General features: G+C 64.9%; 21 protein-coding genes and 1 tRNA gene. 18 read left to right on the top strand and 4 right to left on the bottom strand.

Annotated features, from left to right (window positions below; genetic code table 11):
• Positions 1–122: 122 nt before the first annotated feature.
• The 4 genes from AB0B72_RS25585 (at position 123) to AB0B72_RS25570 (ending at position 1947) form a co-directional block, all read left to right on the top strand.
• Positions 123–362, top strand: coding sequence for a hypothetical protein (locus AB0B72_RS25585; protein ID WP_367741471.1), 240 nt, complete (start codon positions 123–125; stop codon positions 360–362).
• Between the two features lie 35 nt (positions 363–397).
• Positions 398–718, top strand: coding sequence for a hypothetical protein (locus AB0B72_RS25580; protein WP_367741469.1), 321 nt, complete (start codon positions 398–400; stop codon positions 716–718).
• Between the two features lie 302 nt (positions 719–1020).
• Positions 1021–1632, top strand: a complete 612-nt coding sequence (locus AB0B72_RS25575; protein ID WP_367741468.1) for a hypothetical protein — start codon at positions 1021–1023, stop codon at positions 1630–1632.
• Between the two features lie 12 nt (positions 1633–1644).
• The gene (locus AB0B72_RS25570) at positions 1645–1947 is read left to right on the top strand and encodes a tyrosine-type recombinase/integrase (protein WP_367741467.1); all 303 of its coding nucleotides are present in this window, start codon (positions 1645–1647) and stop codon (positions 1945–1947) included.
• Positions 1948–2522: 575 nt separating this feature from the next.
• Here the strand turns inward: AB0B72_RS25570 and AB0B72_RS25565 are convergent.
• The 3 genes from AB0B72_RS25565 to AB0B72_RS25555 all read right to left on the bottom strand — a co-directional run bounded on the left by AB0B72_RS25565 (position 2523) and on the right by AB0B72_RS25555 (position 5905).
• On the bottom strand, positions 2523–2765 hold the full coding sequence (locus tag AB0B72_RS25565) for a hypothetical protein (RefSeq protein WP_367741466.1): 243 nt from the start codon (positions 2763–2765) through the stop codon (positions 2523–2525).
• 201 nt (positions 2766–2966) lie between these two features.
• Entirely contained in the window at positions 2967–5486 is a 2520-nt protein-coding gene (locus AB0B72_RS25560; RefSeq protein ID WP_367741465.1) for a tetratricopeptide repeat protein, read from the bottom strand.
• The gene (locus AB0B72_RS25555) at positions 5483–5905 is read right to left on the bottom strand and encodes a hypothetical protein (protein WP_367741464.1); all 423 of its coding nucleotides are present in this window, start codon (positions 5903–5905) and stop codon (positions 5483–5485) included. Before AB0B72_RS25555 ends, AB0B72_RS25560 begins: the two co-directional genes overlap by 4 nt.
• Before the next feature lie 248 nt (positions 5906–6153).
• On the opposite strand from AB0B72_RS25555, the gene AB0B72_RS25550 reads away from it, so the two are divergent.
• From AB0B72_RS25550 to AB0B72_RS25485, 14 genes are all read left to right on the top strand, one after another.
• The gene (locus AB0B72_RS25550; RefSeq protein WP_367741463.1) at positions 6154–6996 is read left to right on the top strand and encodes a Scr1 family TA system antitoxin-like transcriptional regulator; all 843 of its coding nucleotides are present in this window, start codon (positions 6154–6156) and stop codon (positions 6994–6996) included.
• 97 nt (positions 6997–7093) lie between these two features.
• Complete coding sequence (locus tag AB0B72_RS25545) at positions 7094–7513, top strand: ATP-binding protein (RefSeq protein WP_367741462.1); 420 nt, start codon at positions 7094–7096, stop codon at positions 7511–7513.
• A gap of 89 nt (positions 7514–7602) precedes the next feature.
• Positions 7603–7785 (top strand): hypothetical protein, encoded by a 183-nt coding sequence (locus AB0B72_RS25540; protein WP_367741461.1) that lies wholly within the window; start codon positions 7603–7605, stop codon positions 7783–7785.
• Positions 7786–7939: 154 nt separating this feature from the next.
• Positions 7940–8782 (top strand): sigma factor-like helix-turn-helix DNA-binding protein, encoded by an 843-nt coding sequence (locus AB0B72_RS25535; protein ID WP_367741460.1) that lies wholly within the window; start codon positions 7940–7942, stop codon positions 8780–8782.
• On the top strand, positions 8782–9606 hold the full coding sequence (locus tag AB0B72_RS25530) for an integrase (protein WP_367741459.1): 825 nt from the start codon (positions 8782–8784) through the stop codon (positions 9604–9606). Before AB0B72_RS25535 ends, AB0B72_RS25530 begins: the two co-directional genes overlap by 1 nt.
• A gap of 24 nt (positions 9607–9630) precedes the next feature.
• Positions 9631–10098 carry a hypothetical protein gene (locus tag AB0B72_RS25525; protein ID WP_367741458.1) on the top strand — a complete coding sequence of 156 codons (468 nt, stop codon included), beginning with the start codon at positions 9631–9633 and terminating at the stop codon, positions 10096–10098.
• 173 nt (positions 10099–10271) lie between these two features.
• Positions 10272–10682 carry a plasmid replication, integration and excision activator gene (locus AB0B72_RS25520; protein WP_367741457.1) on the top strand — a complete coding sequence of 137 codons (411 nt, stop codon included), beginning with the start codon at positions 10272–10274 and terminating at the stop codon, positions 10680–10682.
• Entirely contained in the window at positions 10682–10951 is a 270-nt protein-coding gene (locus AB0B72_RS25515) for a hypothetical protein (protein WP_367741456.1), read from the top strand. The genes AB0B72_RS25520 and AB0B72_RS25515 overlap by 1 nt, the downstream gene beginning before the upstream one ends.
• Positions 10951–11271 (top strand): hypothetical protein, encoded by a 321-nt coding sequence (locus AB0B72_RS25510; RefSeq protein WP_367741455.1) that lies wholly within the window; start codon positions 10951–10953, stop codon positions 11269–11271. Before AB0B72_RS25515 ends, AB0B72_RS25510 begins: the two co-directional genes overlap by 1 nt.
• Positions 11272–11358: 87 nt before the next feature.
• Positions 11359–12786, top strand: a complete 1428-nt coding sequence (locus tag AB0B72_RS25505) for an FtsK/SpoIIIE domain-containing protein (RefSeq protein WP_367741454.1) — start codon at positions 11359–11361, stop codon at positions 12784–12786.
• Positions 12783–12944 (top strand): hypothetical protein, encoded by a 162-nt coding sequence (locus tag AB0B72_RS25500; RefSeq protein WP_367741453.1) that lies wholly within the window; start codon positions 12783–12785, stop codon positions 12942–12944. Before AB0B72_RS25505 ends, AB0B72_RS25500 begins: the two co-directional genes overlap by 4 nt.
• The gene (locus AB0B72_RS25495) at positions 12941–14557 is read left to right on the top strand and encodes a replication initiator (protein ID WP_367741452.1); all 1617 of its coding nucleotides are present in this window, start codon (positions 12941–12943) and stop codon (positions 14555–14557) included. Before AB0B72_RS25500 ends, AB0B72_RS25495 begins: the two co-directional genes overlap by 4 nt.
• Positions 14557–14733 (top strand): helix-turn-helix domain-containing protein, encoded by a 177-nt coding sequence (locus tag AB0B72_RS25490; RefSeq protein ID WP_367741544.1) that lies wholly within the window; start codon positions 14557–14559, stop codon positions 14731–14733. The genes AB0B72_RS25495 and AB0B72_RS25490 overlap by 1 nt, the downstream gene beginning before the upstream one ends.
• A complete protein-coding gene (locus AB0B72_RS25485; RefSeq protein ID WP_367741451.1) occupies positions 14733–16082 on the top strand; it encodes a tyrosine-type recombinase/integrase in 1350 nt (449 codons plus the stop codon). Before AB0B72_RS25490 ends, AB0B72_RS25485 begins: the two co-directional genes overlap by 1 nt.
• A gap of 92 nt (positions 16083–16174) precedes the next feature.
• On the opposite strand, the gene AB0B72_RS25480 is transcribed toward AB0B72_RS25485, so the two are convergent.
• A tRNA-Ser gene (locus tag AB0B72_RS25480) sits at positions 16175–16267 on the bottom strand.
• Positions 16268–16357 lie beyond the last annotated feature (90 nt).

Below are 16357 nucleotides of genomic sequence, written 5' to 3'. Positions count from 1 at the left end.
CTGGCCCCTGTAATGAAGGCGGCCTGACCGGCGAGATGGTAGGCGAAGCCCCGCCCCTCCGCGAGGGGACGGGGCCACGGCAATTTTCCAGCCCTTGACCTGCCGTTTCCTATCCTGCCGTCATGTCACGGTGGGTCGGGGTCGGCGGGTGGGAGGTCGACGCCGTCGTGCTCGGCGGCCGGCAACTGCTCCGGGTCCGGCACCTCGGCTACCACATCGCCAACTGCCGCACCGTGCGTGAGGTGGCCGCGCATGTGGACCTTGCCGACCTCGTCGAGGTGGTCCAGCTAGCGCCGGCATTCCTCGGCACAGGCCGCACCCACTACCGGCTTCGGCAACTTCGCGGCCCGGGCCCCACGTGACCGGAAGGCGCAAGCCAAGGTTGTGGAAGATCGCCGTGGCAGAGAGCGAGGAGATCCTCGAGCTGGTCGCCCAGTTGGTGCAAGCGGTCGAAGACGTGGGTAGACGGTCGGCTTCCCGCGCTCCGATGATCACCTGCGCTGAGCTGGCCAAGCTGGTGCGCTGCTCGCCCCGGGACCGCGCGCAAGAACGACCCCCCGCCGGTGTATGGCCCAGCCACTACGTCGCTGAGCGGTACCTGTTCGACGAGGACCAGGTCGCTCAGATCTGGGAGCTTGACCCGAACCCCGCCGCAGCCGCCCGCCGCGCAGCCCAGCCCCGCGTACCCTCCGCCCAGGCGGCGTACCCGCGCGGCTGACCGTGTCGCCCCGCCGCCTCTGGGCTCCACCGCACGGCGTCTCGTCGCGAAATACCCGAAGGAGGGATCATCGTGATCCGCTGCGGAGTGAAGGAATCGCGATCGGAAGGCGGCCCGGGGGCGGGCATCCTGCTGTGGCGCTATACGACACCCCACGCGCGACACCGCAGCTCAGGGCCACTTTTTGGGAAGTCCCGAAAATGATCCAAATGCCGTACAGCGGCGTCCGCATCCGGCCACGAGGTAACCGCCGCTGGGCCATCGCGCGTCTCTCATGAGCCCCCCACGCCCCTGGAGATGCCGTGTCTCACCCGCCCCTGTACGACGAGCGGCCTGCCCAGCGACGGCGAGGCCGCAGTAGCGAGCGTTCGGTCGCGGTGATCGCCGTCGTCGTGGCAATCGTCGCGGTGCTGGTCGCCGTGGTACTCGGCGTGCTCCTCGTCATGAAACCCAGCGGGACCGCGACGACGCCGGCGGCCGCGGCCGCCAGTGCCCCGGCGGCCCGGCCGACATCGGCACCCAGCCGGCGCCCGGTGCAGCCGAAGACGCGGGGCGGCGCCCGGGCGGCCGCGCAGAAAGCGTTCGACCTGTACACCACCGGCCAGTACGGCCCGTTCTGGGATCGGTGGACGAGCGGCGCGCAGCGGCTGGTCTCCCGCCGCGACTACGTCCGGCGGTTCAAGCTCTGCCCGAACGTGGCCGAGGGTCTGCGCTTCACGATCTCGGCGGTATCGGTGACCGGCAACCATGCGAAGGTCACGGCCGCCAGGAGCATCGCGACGTTCGTGTTCGACTTCCTGTACGAGCGCGGCGCCTGGCGGTATCTGCCGCCTGCGGACCAGCAGCAGGAGTACCAGACCAAGAGCGTGGACCAAATCGTCCGCGAGGAGCGTGCGGCCGGCACGTGCGGCTAAAAGGAGGCCTGGATGGACTCCGGGCGCGTGTTCACCCGGGACAACGGCGAGCCGTTGCGGCCCGAATGGGTGTCGGAGCGGTTTCTCGCGCTGTGTGCCCGGGCCAGCCTGCCGCCCGTGCGCTTCCACGACCTTCGGCACGGCGCGGCCACGATGCTCCTGGCGGCCTGCATGCCCATCAAGATCATCTCAGAGATCCTCGGTCACGCGACGGCCGCGTTCGCATCTAATGTCTACACCTCGGTTGCCGAGGAGCTTGCCGAGCAGGCGGCCGTGGCGATCGCCGCGTTGGTGCCGCGCAGGAACCGAGCCTGACCGCATGTGCCAGCACTGTGCCATCAGGAGGCAGAACGTGATTCCTGGAACGACGAAGGGAGTCCGCGATATCTCGCGAACTCCCTGGTCACTGGGCGGAGGCTCGGGGATTTGAACCCCGGATGGGCTGTAGACCCAAACCGCATTAGCAGCTCGGCTCTCGGCCGTCCCGATCCGTTCCACCTGGACCAACATCGCCCGGCGGTCCTCCTGGAACGGCCCGGGACGGCGGGGAACTGCAACTAAAACTGCAACTAGAGCGGGGCTCGTGACCTGCGCGGACGCGCGCGCCTGGCCCTCCGCGCATCCCGTATGCCGTCGACCCACCGCGAAGCGGTAGCGGGTCGGCGAGGGAGGGGCAAGCCCGTCTTTGCGTGTACCTTAGCCCGTCGCCGTTCCTCGGCCATTGGACGCCGAGAGTCACAGACGGGCTTGAGCCGGAGGAGCCGGCCTGCTGGGCTTGCCTGGGTCGATGGCAGAAGGGATGCGCGGCTCCCACCTCAGCCATCTGCGGCCGCGCTCTCCAGCTCGACGCCATCCCGGAGCCGGAGGCCCCTGCCGGAGGCATGTCTTGGTCAGCCGCGGATGAATGACACCTGTCTTACTGAGAGGTCGGGCCTCGCCAGGTAGCCGACATCGAGCCATACGGCCTGTGTGTGCTTGGGGTCGCTGGCCCACCAGGCTGAGTACTTGTAGGCGCTGGCAGGTAGCTCCTCGCCGATCAGGCGAGCGACCTGGGCGAAGGTCATTTCGACGTGCTCGCGTCCGTCTTGTTGGAGATGGCAGGCCAGGCGTTCGTACTGTTCTCGGGCGACCACGCCCTCAGTGTGTGGGCCAAGTGGGCGCTTGTCACGAGCGGCCGGAGCTGCCGCCGGTCGGGACCGGCCCCCAGGCCGCACGCCCGGCCGGCGAGCGAGCGACGGCCCGCGAGGCGGCGCGCAGCGCCGCCGCCTTGACTTTCATAGGGGCAATTCGGCAATGCACAGACATGGTCTCATCGCTGCATAGGAAGCAAGGCACTACTTCCGCCGCCTTCGCTTCTTCTGCTTGTCACGGGAGGCCTGTTTGTAACTCCCTCCGGCCTGAGCAGTTCTACGTTCCTTGACAATCCTGTGCCAATACGCCGCTTTTCTCCCCTGACCTGATTTCGCATAAAAAAGCTCCAACATTTCTGCAGCATGCCGGTGCCCAGCTTCAAATGCTTTGATATATAAGTCTTCAACTTCATCGTACATATGGCGATCTTCCAGCGTGGACGCAAGAAAGCAGGCCGCATGCGCGTGCCCGTGATCAATAGCACGCCGCAGCCATAATTGATATGAATCGAGCTCGCCAAGCGTATACAACAACTTACCGAGACTGCACATGGCTATAGGATCGTTAGCTTCCGCCGCGACCTCTAGGGACGACCGTGCTTCCGCAAATCGATTTCCCTGGATTAGGGTTTCACCAAGCGCAGTTGCCGACTCTTTATTCCCAGCGTCAATCCCTTTCCTCCACCAACTTTCAGCTTCCTCTAAATTGCCTCTGCCGTTCGCCAATACACCTAAGTGATAGAATGCGGTCGGGGAATTTCCAGCTGCAGCCTGCTCCCACAACACTTTAGCTTCATCGATATGTCCTTGACCCGCCAGCAGGCCTGCTAGTCGCGAGGAAGCAGATGAGCTACCTTGTTCAGCAGCTAATCGCCAAAACTCCTGCGCTTGGGGCCATTTATTCTGCCGCGCGAAAAATAGTCCCAGATTGTTTGCCGCAACGACATGCCCTGCTGCGAAAGCTTCACGCCAGGCTTCTTCGGCCTCTGTATTGCGATTGGCATATGCGTAGAAGATGCCGAGATAGACTAACTGACCAAGATCACCTTCGGCAATTTCTCTTTTTAGTCGCCTTTCTGTTTCTATTGGATTTCTAACCTCGTTTAAAGCGATCTCAAGATCAGTCAGGTCTCTGTCCTCTGCAGCGGCTTGAGCTAGCCAAGTTTTCGCCTCGGCGTTACGGCCTGCCATTTGTAGCAACTCGGCGAGGTGGAAGGCTGCATGGCTATCACCAGCCTTCGCCGCCTTTTTAAAAAGGAACTCTGCTTCTCTGATCTTCCCGTGCATCTGCAGCTGTACACCGAGGTCAACCGCTGCATCATTATTCCCGACTTCGGCAGCTTGCCTCAGCAATTGAATAGCTTCCGCTTCCCGCCCCTGTCGAACATAGAGGCGCCCAAGCGCCCGCATAGCGAATGAATCTCCACCGTCAGAAAGCTGCTTCCATGCTCTCTCTGCGACAGCTTCATTGGATTGCGAGATCGCAGCGTAACCAACTTCAAATAGGTCACTAGCGGAAATTTCCTGATACGACAGGACCGCTTCCCATATATGAGAAGGCACACTGTGAGCTTTCGGATCCCTTGCTACGAAGTCTTGCAGATAATCAAAAACGTGATAGGCCTTGTTGCCGCTGGCTGTAGGCATGAAGATACTAGTCACGCCATAACGACGAGTCAGGGCCCAGGCTAGTCCCTGAGTGAAGGATTCCGGGCGAAGTAAATGCCCACCTTCATCCCGTAGATAGACTTCATGCGTTACTTCTATTAATTTTTCTGGGACTGCCTTATCCAACCCAGCGCGACCCAGATCAATAGCAGCAGCTACCATCGCAGCCCCGCGAGGGTTTCCTTCGACCGCCCACGCTAAGCGCCATTCAGTTAAAAGCTTAGGACCTGCAGCAAGGTACTCAGCGATCCCATAAGAACCTTTATGCTCCAGAGCGTCCCTTACCCGTTCATCTAGTGACGACTTGGCCCGCTCTATCTCAGCGATTGTCCAGAGTCGGGGGATGATGATGGGATCTACTTGCTCTAGGAACTGCGCCTCAACAATCGCCGTGTGATCGTGCAGCCGACCGCTGGCATCTATGGCCCAACCATCATCGGGTACTTGTGTTAACTTTCGATAGCGCTCACTTCTTATAGTGCTCAGTATGGTGATCCCGTTTGCTTGGAGGCGAGAAAAGATACTCGACGTCAAGCCTTCCGGCCCTACAAAGCGCTCTAAATTATCGAGCCAGATTATAAAAGGATCACCCGAACTGACAACAGACATCAAGGATCCTCGAAACTCAACTGCAGTGCTCGGCGCGAATAGCCTATGATCTGGTGCCATCATGTTCATGGCCTCGTACGCGCTACGAGACTTCCCCGTGGTTGAGTCACCGACCACTAGGACCATGCCGCCGTCTTCGATCGCCTTTGCCAGATAACTCCGGAGCTGGTACTCGAAATCTCTCTCTATGTATTCCGGTACTGCATTACCCGCATCCAGTGACGCTCTGTGAACGCCCAACTGCAGAGGAGTTAGGTCTCTAACTTTTGGCCATATGAACTCTGCGCTTCTCGCATCGTCTGGACTCTGCGCGGTGCCGAAGTATGCCTTTTCCACGACAAACTGGTTGCCGCGCCCCTGTTGATAGACGCGACCATGATGCGTGGAGCGGGCACGTAGAGTGAGCTCGTCCGACTGCTGTGCAAACTCTCCGCTATCTGAAATCATTTGTTATATTGAGTTCCCTGTCCTTGCTGATAAACGCGACCCCCGCTTGATGCTTCACCATGCATCTCGATTCTGCCAATACGTGGCCTCGAACTATCGGGTAGTTCTGCGGCAAATTCCTCCACGATCTCTCGGAAGGCAGCCAAAGCATCAGGGTTCGCCACTAGAAATCTCCGCAGTTTTCCTTGCCACTGGAGGCGAAGTTCTCTTTCAGTCTCAGAGTCTGAAGTATCCTGCGCCGAAGCGAGTTCGACTCGCGACTCTTCTAACTCCAGCTCGACGAGCTCTTTAGAGCTCGGCTTGTAGGTGGCATAGAGTGATGCAATTCTTGCTTTGAAGGCGCTCCAGGCATCCGTCGCCATAAGACCGACTATCGTACCTGCGCCAGACATAGCCAAGGTCGCTATTTCTGCATCCATGGGACCTCTCATTACAGTTCGGGAAAACTCTAACTTCTCAGCTTAGCTCGTCATCCGGCCCGTGTCCGGCGTTTCGTTGCATAGGTACCAAGAAGAGGATAGGGGTTCTTGGAGCGACAGATTGTTCCTAGGAGGACGCGAGCCAACTCTGCCTTTAGCTTTGAGACCAGAGGCTCGCGCATGGTAGCCAACTAGTTCGATCACCTCCAGACTCAGGATGACCTGGTCATTCGTGGTAGAACGTTCACGTGGAGGAGCGGCGGGATCGGTTGCGGGAGCTGGGTGAGCTGCTACGTCGGCTGCGCAAGGATGCAGGGCTGACGGGCAAGGAGCTGGCGCAGCGAGCGGGGGTGGCTCAACCGACGATCTCGCGGATGGAGACAGGTCGTCTACTGCCGACGCCCGAGACGGTTGAGCGGGTGTCCGCCGCTCTCGACCTTGACGAGCATGCGCGGCACGAGTTGAACGCGCTTCTCATGCGGCTACGTGATGAGGTGTCTCGGCTCCGTGGTGGGCTGGCCGGCCGGGAGGCGGCGAACGTTGCTCGTATTCGTTCAGCTCAGTGGTTGGCGGTGTTCTCCTCGGCGATGGTTCCGCCGTTGTTGCAGACGGCGGAGTATGCGCGGCTCGCGTTGGCGCTGGGCCGGGATGTGGACGAAGACGACGCGGCCAAGGCGGCGGCTGTCCGGGTGGAGGCGCAGGCCGTGCTGTTCGAGCAGGGCCGGAAGTTCGCCTTCGTGCTGACGGAGGGTGCGGTACGGACGTGGCCGGGGTCGCCGTCGTTGATGCTGGCGCAGCTCGACCGTTTGGCTCAGGTGTCCACGCTGCCTCATGTCCGGCTCGGCGTCGTCCCCTGGAAGACAGAGGCGTCAACCTTCCCGTTACATGGGTTCACGATCTTCGATGGAACGGTGAGCGTAGTTGAGAGCCTGACGGGTGATCTCACGCTGACGGAGTCGGCCGAGATCGACGCCCATGAAGAGACCTTCGAGGCCTTCGCTGCTGCGGCCATGTACGGCGACGACCTGCGGGATGTTCTCGCCCATATCGGGGCGGACTACCGGGCCTTGGCCAGGCAGCTCCAGGAGTGACGCATTTATGCGTCGTATACCTTGAGATACTCATAGCATCGGTCATACGCTCGGGTCTCCTGCATGTATAGCCCCCTATACAACCGGAGCGTGACCCATGCCACCATGGCGCCTGGCCCGGCACTTCCTCGGCTCTCCCGCCTCCGTCACCGAAGCCCGCCGCTTCATCACCATCTTCCTCAGCCAGTGGACCATCGTGGAAGCGGCCGAGCTGATCGTGAGCGAACTGGCCACCAACGCCGTCCGGCACACCGCCTCCGGCCGGTTCGGAGGCCGCTTCTTGGTCAGCATCCAAGCCGAACCTGATCAGGTCTGGCTCGGCGTCATCGACGAGGGCGGCCCCTTCGCTCCTACCGTCATGCCGGCCTCGGATGAAGAGGGCGGGCGCGGGTTGCTGTTGGTCTCCTGCCTGGCCGACTCCTGGGGTGTGTACGGCGACGAGACCGGCCGTACCGTCTGGGCGCTGCTCAAGGTCGACCCGATCGTCTCCTCGCGGAGGGCGGCCGTCCGGCGATGAGGGACTGCCTCAGCCCACATCTCCCCCGCCTACAGGCCAGCTGCAAGCGGTTGGTTTGGCTGAACCCACGTGGCGGGGAACGCCTGCGCGTGATCGCCTGGACCTGCGACTGCCGCAGCTCGGTATATGAGCTGTGCCATGCGGGCGGGGTCGCCTTCCTGCGCCGCACCCGTCGCAGCGACGCAGGCACGACCGAGCACGAGACCCACCGCTGGTGCCTGCATCAAGGCGACGAGGTGTGGGCCGCGTTGTTGACTGGCACGGCGCGGTGAACCGGTGAGCCCGCGCGGAGTCCCCAACCGGCGCTCAGCGATCCGGGCCGTGGACCCAACAACCGGCAAATCACTCCAAACCGTACTGTCAAGAGGGATAGACGGCATTTCGTCTAGGGCCCTAGACTCGGCTGTGCACCACCAAGGAGGAACCGTGCCACCGAGCGACCTGGACAAAATCGCCGCCATCGATGATCCCTACCTGCTGCTCCGGGTCGCCACCGAACGACTCAACACCGCCCAGCAAGAAGTCACCGAACTCGCCCGGCTGCGCCGCCGCGTCATCCAAGAGCTTCACGCCCAGGGCATGTCGTATGCGCAGATCGCCGAGAAGGCCGGCCTGTCCCGGGGGCGTATTCACCAGATTCGTCACACTGGCCCCGCTCCTGAGGGCGCGTTCCTCGGCGTCGGGTCGGTAACCGTGGTGACCCCGCTGCGGCACGACGCGGCGACCGGTCGCTCCATGGTCGCCCTTGACGACATGCGCGCCGGTAAGCGCTTGGAAGACCTCGCGCGGACCTTCGGCCTGACCGTGGCAACCGACAACGTCACGGTCGACGGGCAGATCGACCTCAACCGGCCCGGCCTGCTCGTCATCTGCGGCCCCCGCATGTCGGAGGCGATGCGGCAGGCGTACGACGCCGATCCGGTCATCCGCTGGGACCGCAGCGACACCGGCTGGAAGCTCGTCGACACACGCACCGGACAGGAGTACCGCTCCGGCTCCCAGCTCGACCCACAGCAGCCGACCGACTCGGCCTTCCTCGGCCGGTTGCCCCGCCCAGACGGCAACGGGTACTTCCTGGCCATCGCCGGCATCCATCCCAACGGCTCCCTCGGCGTCATCCACCTACTCTCCAGCGAGATCGCCACCTTGTGGGGACAGGTCGGCGACCACCGCTTCTCCTGCGTGGTCGCCGTCGAATACGACCCGCAAACCGGGGAACCAGTGCGAGCGGAACTGGCCAGCCCGCTCTACCGGCACGAGGACACCTGATGCGCGTCGCCTTCGCCAGCGAACCCGCCTACCCCGACCGGCCCAACGAAGACTTCATCGGCGCCACCGCCGACGCCGTCGTCCTCCTCGACGGCGCCAGCATCCCACCAGGCTTCACCTCGGCTTGCTCGCACAGCGTGCGCTGGTACTCCCACACCCTCGGCTCCACCCTGCTCGCCGAGATGACCCAAAGCGCCGGCCCCCTGCCCGAACTCCTCGCCCAGGGCATCAAGCACGTCACCTCACTACACGACTTCACCTGCGACCTGACCCACGGCGGCTCCCCCTCCGCCACCGTCATCATGCTCCGCCAGATCGCCGACCGCCTCGACTGGCTTGCCCTCGGCGACAGCACGCTGATCCTCGATACGGGTGCGCCCGAGCCGATGGTGATCTGCGACGACCGGCTAGAACAGGTCGCCGCACCCCACCGCACCCGACTCGACAGCCTGCCCGGCCGCACACCCCAACATGCCGAAGCCCGCCGCGAGTACGTCGAAACCCTCGGCGCCTACCGCAACCGCGACGGCGGCTTCTGGGTCGCCTCTACCGACCCTCTCGCCGCCGACCAAGCCCTCACTGGCACCATCCCCACCAACCAGGTACACGCCGCGGCCGTGCTGACCGACGGAGCGGCCGACGCCGTCAGCCGCTACCGGCTCATCGCCTGGCGGCAGCTCCTCGACGTCATGACACAGGACGGTCCGAGTGCACTAATCCGCAGGGTTCGCGAAGCCGAGCATTCCGACCCCCACGGCGAACGCTGGCCACGCAGCAAGACCCACGACGACGCAACAGCGGTTAACGTCATGGTCCATGGATGAGGTAGGGGCGAATCGAGTAGGTCTGTGAGCGACGACATCCTGTCGATCATTCCGATTGATCCGCACTGGCAGCCCGCACGGGACGCGGCCGAACGCGCTGCGGCAATCGTGGCCGACCTGGCCTCGGGCGAGCCAGGCGGCATGGATGCCGAAGTAGACGTGACGTGGCACGACAACGTCGCCGTCATCACCAGTGGCGCGAACCTGGAAAGGATCGGCTGCCCACACTGCGGCACCTCGATCGACACCGAATGGTGGCAAGATCTCCTAGAAGCCCAATTCGACGAGGGCTTTGCGAACCTCGCCGTCAAGGCCCCTTGCTGTGGTGCCGACTCATCGCTCGATGCCCTGGAATACGACTGGCCCTGCGGCTTCGCCCGCTTCGAGATTGCCGTCTGGAATCCCCAACGTGACTGGTTCAGCGACGAGGAACTAGCGGTCCTCGGTGCCGCGCTCGGATATCCCGTGCGACAGATTCGCGCCCATATCTGAGATTCTTATCGGACCCCACGCTGCTGGCCTACAACCTCCCTCACGGCTTTCGTTTACCCCCCTAGACAGTTGCGGCACTCCTGAGCTATCGTCGTATGCATAGCCCCCTAGACAGTTCGCATAGCGGATCGGCCGCCGATGTCTAGGGGGGTTGACAGAGGAGGTGGTGTGACATGGCATTGCAAGGACCCATCCCGATCCGGTTCGAGCTGCTGTTCCCGTACGGCTGCTACGTCGTGGGGGAGGTGCAGGCGGCCAAGGACTTCGACGCCAAGCGGGACGTCCAGGCCAAGGACAAGCTGACCGGCCTTCCGGTCTGGCAGGTCCCGGTGATGGACGCCGACCCTTCGCTCAAGGCCGCGCAGAAGACGGTGACCGTCAAGATCCTGGCCGAGGTTCAGCCTGTCGTCCCGCCCTCACTGCCGGGCGTGCCGCTGTCCCCGGCGGAGTTCGACGGTCTGGAGGTCAAGCCGTACGTCCACCAGGCGACCGGGCGGCTGGCCTACTCGATCTCGGCTCGGGTGATGCGGGCTCCCCGCTCGGGGGCCGGCAAGCCTGCTGCTCCTGCGAAGGACGCGGCCTGATGGCGCGGCGTACGGTACGCCCGTCGAGCGTGATCAGCCTCAACACCGGATGCGGCGCCACGGCCAAGGCCATGCCATACCCGTTGCGGACGCCGGTGCTGTCGCTGGACTTCGGCTCTACCTCGGTTCTGCTGACTACCTCGGCCAGTGACCAGGTGACAGCGGTCGATGTGGAGTTCGCCCGGCAGCTCGCCCGTGAGGCGGCCTCGTTCGCCCGGTCGGTCGAGCGCCGCTTTCACGGCCTGGCCAACGGTCGTGGGGTGGCGTGATGACTCGCGCGCCCTACACGTTCGTGAACATGTCGATGGACCCGGGCCAGCGGCCCCGGATCAGCGTCTCGTTCTACACCTCCGGCCTGCGATTGCGGGCTCGGGTGCTGGAGTCGGGGCGGCCGTACCTGGCGCTGGAGTCCGACGAGGTGGAGGTGTCGGTCTCAACCACTGGGGCCGGTCCGGTCACCACGGCCGATGTCGAGGTCGCGCGGCAAATCTTCAACGCCGCCGCCCGGTACCTCGCCGACTGCCAACGGCTGCATGCCGAGTCTCCCGAACTGTCCGACTCCGACGCCCAGGCCGGCAACGCGGCCTGAGGTAAGCGGGGCCGCTGGAAGCGGCAACTTCCGGCGGCCCCTCGGTCTCTCCCTGACTGCGAAATCACGAGAAGAGGAGTTCAGCTTATGCTCAAGCGCCTACCCGGTGGCGAGGTCCACAGCCTCGTGTCCACCACCCCCGATACGGCGGTCGTGTTCAAACCGGCCGTCGTCCGAACCCCGGCGATCATCACCATCCTGGTCTTCCTCGGCCGTCTGATCGCCGGGCTGTTCCGTACCCTCGTCGTCCACCCCGTCGCCGTGGCGATGCTCGCCGTTCCCGGTGTGATCTGGGTCCGGTACGGCTGGCCCGTCGCGGTTTCCGTCATCACCCTTCCCGGCTCGCTGCTCATCGGCTGGGCGGTAGCCGACCGGGCATCATTCGCCCGCTGGATCGGCTGGCGGCTGCTGGCCTTTTGGCGCCGGTTCTGGATCTACCGGCGGCATTGGCAACCCGTGATGATCGTCTCCGGTCTCGGGCGGCACATCCGGGGCCGCGACTACCTGCCCCGCCTGGTCCAGGTTGAGTGCGACGGCTGGGCCGACCGCGTGACGGTGCGAATGCTGTCCGGGCAGGCCGTCAAGGACTGGGCCGACCGCATCGACCATCTCGCCCACGGCTTCGGCGCCCTCTCTTGCAGCGTCGCCATCGCCAAGGCTGGGCGGCTGGTGCTGACCTTTCCCCGCCGTGACCCGCTCGCCGCTCCCTTGTCGGCCGTCCCGGTACCGGAGTCGGCGGAGGTCGAGCCGGTGGAAGTCGGCCAGTGCGAGGACGGCACGCCGTACCGGCTCAAAGTCCACGGCACACATGTCCTGATCGCGGGCGCGACCGGGGCCGGCAAGGGCTCCTGGCTGTGGTCGACCATCCGCGGTCTGCTCCCCGCGATGCGCGCGGGCCTGGTCCAGGTGTGGGCGCTCGATCCGAAACGGATGGAGCTGTCGTTCGGGCGGGCGCTGTTCGGTGCCCGGTACGCGGCGGACCCGAAGGAGTGCGCCGACCTTCTCGACGAGGCGGTCAGCGTGATGCAGGAGCGGGCCGACCGGTTCGCCGGCCTCCAGCGCTCCCACACCCCCACCGTCGATGACCCGTTCGTCCTGGTGCTCGTCGACGAGGTCGCATTCCTGACCGCCTACCAGTCGGACAAGGGTCTTCGCCAGCGCATCACAGCGGCCCTTGCCACGCTCACCACGCAAGGGCGCGCGGTCGGCGTCGGCGTGATGGCCGCGCTCCAGGACCCGCGCAAAGAGGTCATGAACATCCGCAACCTGTTCCCCGACAAGATCGCGCTCCGGCTGGATGAGTCCGAACAAGTGGACATGGTCCTCGGCGACGGAGCACGCGACCGGGGAGCACTCGCCGACCACATCTCACCCATCCCCGAGCTCGGCGCCGGGGTCGGCTACGTCCGTTTGGAGACTTCGCCCGATCCGGTGCGCGTGCGCGCGGCCTACGTCTCCGACGCCGACATTCGGGCGATGGTCGCCGAGTACGGCCAGGGAAGCGAGGCCGCATGAGGGGCCTGGCTCACTTCCTCGACGGGCTGCGCTGCTCGGTCTGCGGAGTGCTCAACGTGCTGTGGCTCGACCCCGTTCGAGGGATGGTCGAGTGCCACGAGTGCGGCCAGAAAGCCGCCGTCCTGGTCGACCCGATCGACTGCGGGGGCGACTGGTGAGCGACGCCAACGACAGGTCGACTCCTCGGGCTGTGCGGATGGCGATGCCGCTCGCACGGGATGTCGTCGAGCAGATCGCCGTGCAGTACGGAGTGTGCATCCACCCGGTCCCGATCAAGCGACTCGACGTCCTCACCGGACAGACCGAGATCGTCGATGTGCCGTGCGGGGCGACGCTGGAGGGCAAGTGCCCGCCGTGCGCCAAGAGGAACCGGCAACTCCGCCGCGCGCAGTGCCGGGAGGGCTGGCACCTCGACCACGAGCCGGTCAACACCCCCGACGAGGCCGACGAACACCAGCGGCACCTCGTCGAGCTGCGGGCCGACGCCCAAGCCTGGCGCGATGACGCCGAGACCGCCGGCCAGGACATCACCGACCTTGATGCCGCTATCGGCGACCTGGACGAGGAGATCAACCAGGCGGGCATGCGCGGCCACGTCCTCGGCCGTACCTCCGGGAAGCGGTCACGCTCGACGAGGCGGCGGCAGGACGCCCCGGACCTGCCCAAGCGGCAGATGACCAAGACGACACTCGGGCGGACCTTCACCGGCTCGGACGGCAAGACCTACCGGCCGTCCATGTTCGTCACCCTCACCTTGCCCTCCTACGGGCGGGTGCTGGAGGGTGCGCCGCTCGATCCGGATCGGTATGACTACGCGCAGGCGGCTCGGGACGCGCTGCACTTCTCCAAGCTCGTGGACCGGTTCGTGCAGAACCTTCGCCGGGTCGCCGGATACGACGTGCAGTACTTCGCCACGGTCGAGCCTCAGAAGCGGCTCGCGCCGCATCTGCACATGGCGATCCGCGGCACGCTGCCCCGAGCGGAGCTGCGGCAGATCATCGCGGCCACGTATCACCAGGTGTGGTGGCCCTCGACTGACCACGTGCGGTTCGAGGGAGACCGTCTGCCGGTGTGGGAGGACGGGGTCGGCTACCTCGACCCCGACACCGGGGAAGTCCTGCCGACTTGGGAACAGGCCCTCGACGCTCTCGACGCCGACGAGGACGCCGAACCCCTGCATGTGCTCCGCTTCGGCGACCAGCTCGACATTCAAAGCGTGCTCGCCGGAACCCCGGACGCCGACCAGCTCATCCAGTACCTGTCGAAGTATCTGACCAAGAGCCTCGGCGATGCCCTCGGCACGGATGATCCTCGTCGGAAGGCTCATGCGGAACGGTTGCTGGAGGCGCTGCGGTTCGAGCCGTGCTCTCCGACCTGCCCGAACTGGCTGCGGTACGGGGTGCAGCCCAAGGGCGCCAAGCCCGGCATGGTTCCCGGCCGGTGCAAGGGCAAGGCGCACAAGCCCGACCACCTCGGCTACGCGGGCCGTCGCGTCCTGGTGTCCCGCAAGTGGTCCAACAAGACCCTGACCGAGCACAAGCAGGACCGCCGCACCTGGGTCCTGGAAGCGCTCGGCGTCCAAGACGAGCCGGTCGACCCCCACCGCTACATCTGGCGACCCGTCAAGCCCGGAGATCCTGAACTCGCGCCGATCGGCGTACGCCTTCTGCGCTCGGTCCACGAACGCCAGCGCTGGCGTAACCACCTGGCCCGGCTCGAAGCCGAGGCAGACGGACAAGATTTTTCGGCAACTGAAGGGAGGGCAGCGTGATGGACAGACTCTTCTACCGGCCCAAAGACGCGGCGGTCGTCCTCGGCATGAGCCGTACGGCGGTCTTCCGGCTGATCAAGAGCGGTGAGCTTCGCTCGGTGAAGTACGAGGGCTACCGCCTCGTCCCGGCTGACGCTCTTCAGGAGTTCGCCCGGCGTCTGGCGAAGGCGGCGTGATGGCCGACCGCAAACCGAACGGGCGATCCTCGATCTACCTCGGCCGGGACGGCTACTGGCACGGCTGGGTCACCGTGGGAATCAAGCCGGACGGCTCCCCTGATCGTCGTCACCGGATGGGGCAGACGGAGGCGGAGGTCACCCGCAAGGTCCGGGAGTTGGAGGGGAAGCGCGAGACCGGGCATGTCGCGAAGCCGGGCAAGGTCCCGACCGTCGCGGAGTGGATGACCGAATACCTCGACGTGATCTGTGACCGGCTCGTCGCGTCGGGCAAGATGGCGCCTCGGACACTCGACGACTACCAGTCCAAGACCCGTCACTGGATCATTCCGCTGCTCGGCCGTCACCGCCTCGACCGGCTCGCCCCCGAACACCTGGACAAGGCGTACGCGACGATGCTGGAGCAGGGCCGCTCGTCGAGCACGGTCCTCAAGGTTCACCGCATCCTGTCGCGCGCCCTGAAGATCGCTGTACGCCGGAACAAGGTCACGAAGAACGTCGCCACGCTCGTGGATGCGCCGGTCGCCGCTGACCCTGACCTGGAGCCGCTGACGCGGAACGAGGCGCGCAAGATCCTTGAGGCGGCCAAGTCGCGCCGGAACGCGGCCCGCTGGTCGGTGGCGCTGTCCCTCGGTATCCGTCAGGGCGAGGCGCTCGGCCTCCGGTGGTCCTTCGTCGACCTGGACACCGGGGTGATCAAAGCCTGGTACCAGGCGCAGCGGTCACCGTGGAAGCACGGGTGCGACGACCCCCAGGAATGCGGCAAGGAGTGGCACCGCTGGCCGTGCAAGCCGCGGTGCAAGACCCACAAGCACGATCCCGACTGCCCGCAAGGCTGCAAGAAGCACGGCCACGTCTGCCCGACGCGGACATGCGCGAAAGAGTGCATGGGCCACGCGGACCGCTGCCCAAAGCGCACGGGCGGCGGCATCATCTTTCGGCAACGCAAGGGCCGTAGCAGGCTGACCCTCCAGTGCCCGCCTGAACTGCTTCCGATCCTCCGTGAGCACAAGCAGCGCCAGGACACCGAACGGGCTGAGGCCGGCGACCTCTGGGAGGATCACGACCTTCTCTTCCCGACTCGCCGGGGGCGGCCGATGGAGCGCAGCGAGGACTACAAGATGTGGAAGGCGCTCCTCCGGCAGGCCGGAGTGAGGGAAGCCCGCCTCCATGACGCCCGCCACACCGCTGGAACGCTTCTCGTCGAGCAGGGCGTCCACATCCGCGTAGTCCAAGAGATCCTTGGGCACGCGCGGGTGACCACGACCGAGCGATACACCCACGTGGCCAGCCTTCAAGTGAAGGACGCGAGCGAGCGCATGGGGGCTGCTCTCTGGGGCGACGAGTGACAACTGCAACTAGAACTGCAACTGAGAGCACCGTAGAGATCAAAAAGGCCCCCGCCCGATCATCTCGGGTGGGGGCCTTTTCGCTGCTCAGCTGGCGGAGGCTCGGGGATTTGAACCCCGGATGGGCTGTAGACCCAAACCGCATTAGCAGTGCGGCGCCATAGACCTGACTAGGCGAAGCCTCCTGGTGCTCACGACAGCGTACCGGCGATCGCGCAGGGCGGCAAAGCGGATCCGCGTCGGGCGCGTCACGGCATCCGGCGCGGGCCGCCGGT

Source organism: Microbispora sp. NPDC049125 (assembly GCF_040802045.1).
GTDB lineage: Bacteria > Actinomycetota > Actinomycetes > Streptosporangiales > Streptosporangiaceae > Microbispora.
The sequence above is the reverse complement of the archived record's forward strand: the minus strand, read 5'-3'. Positions and strand labels throughout refer to the sequence as shown.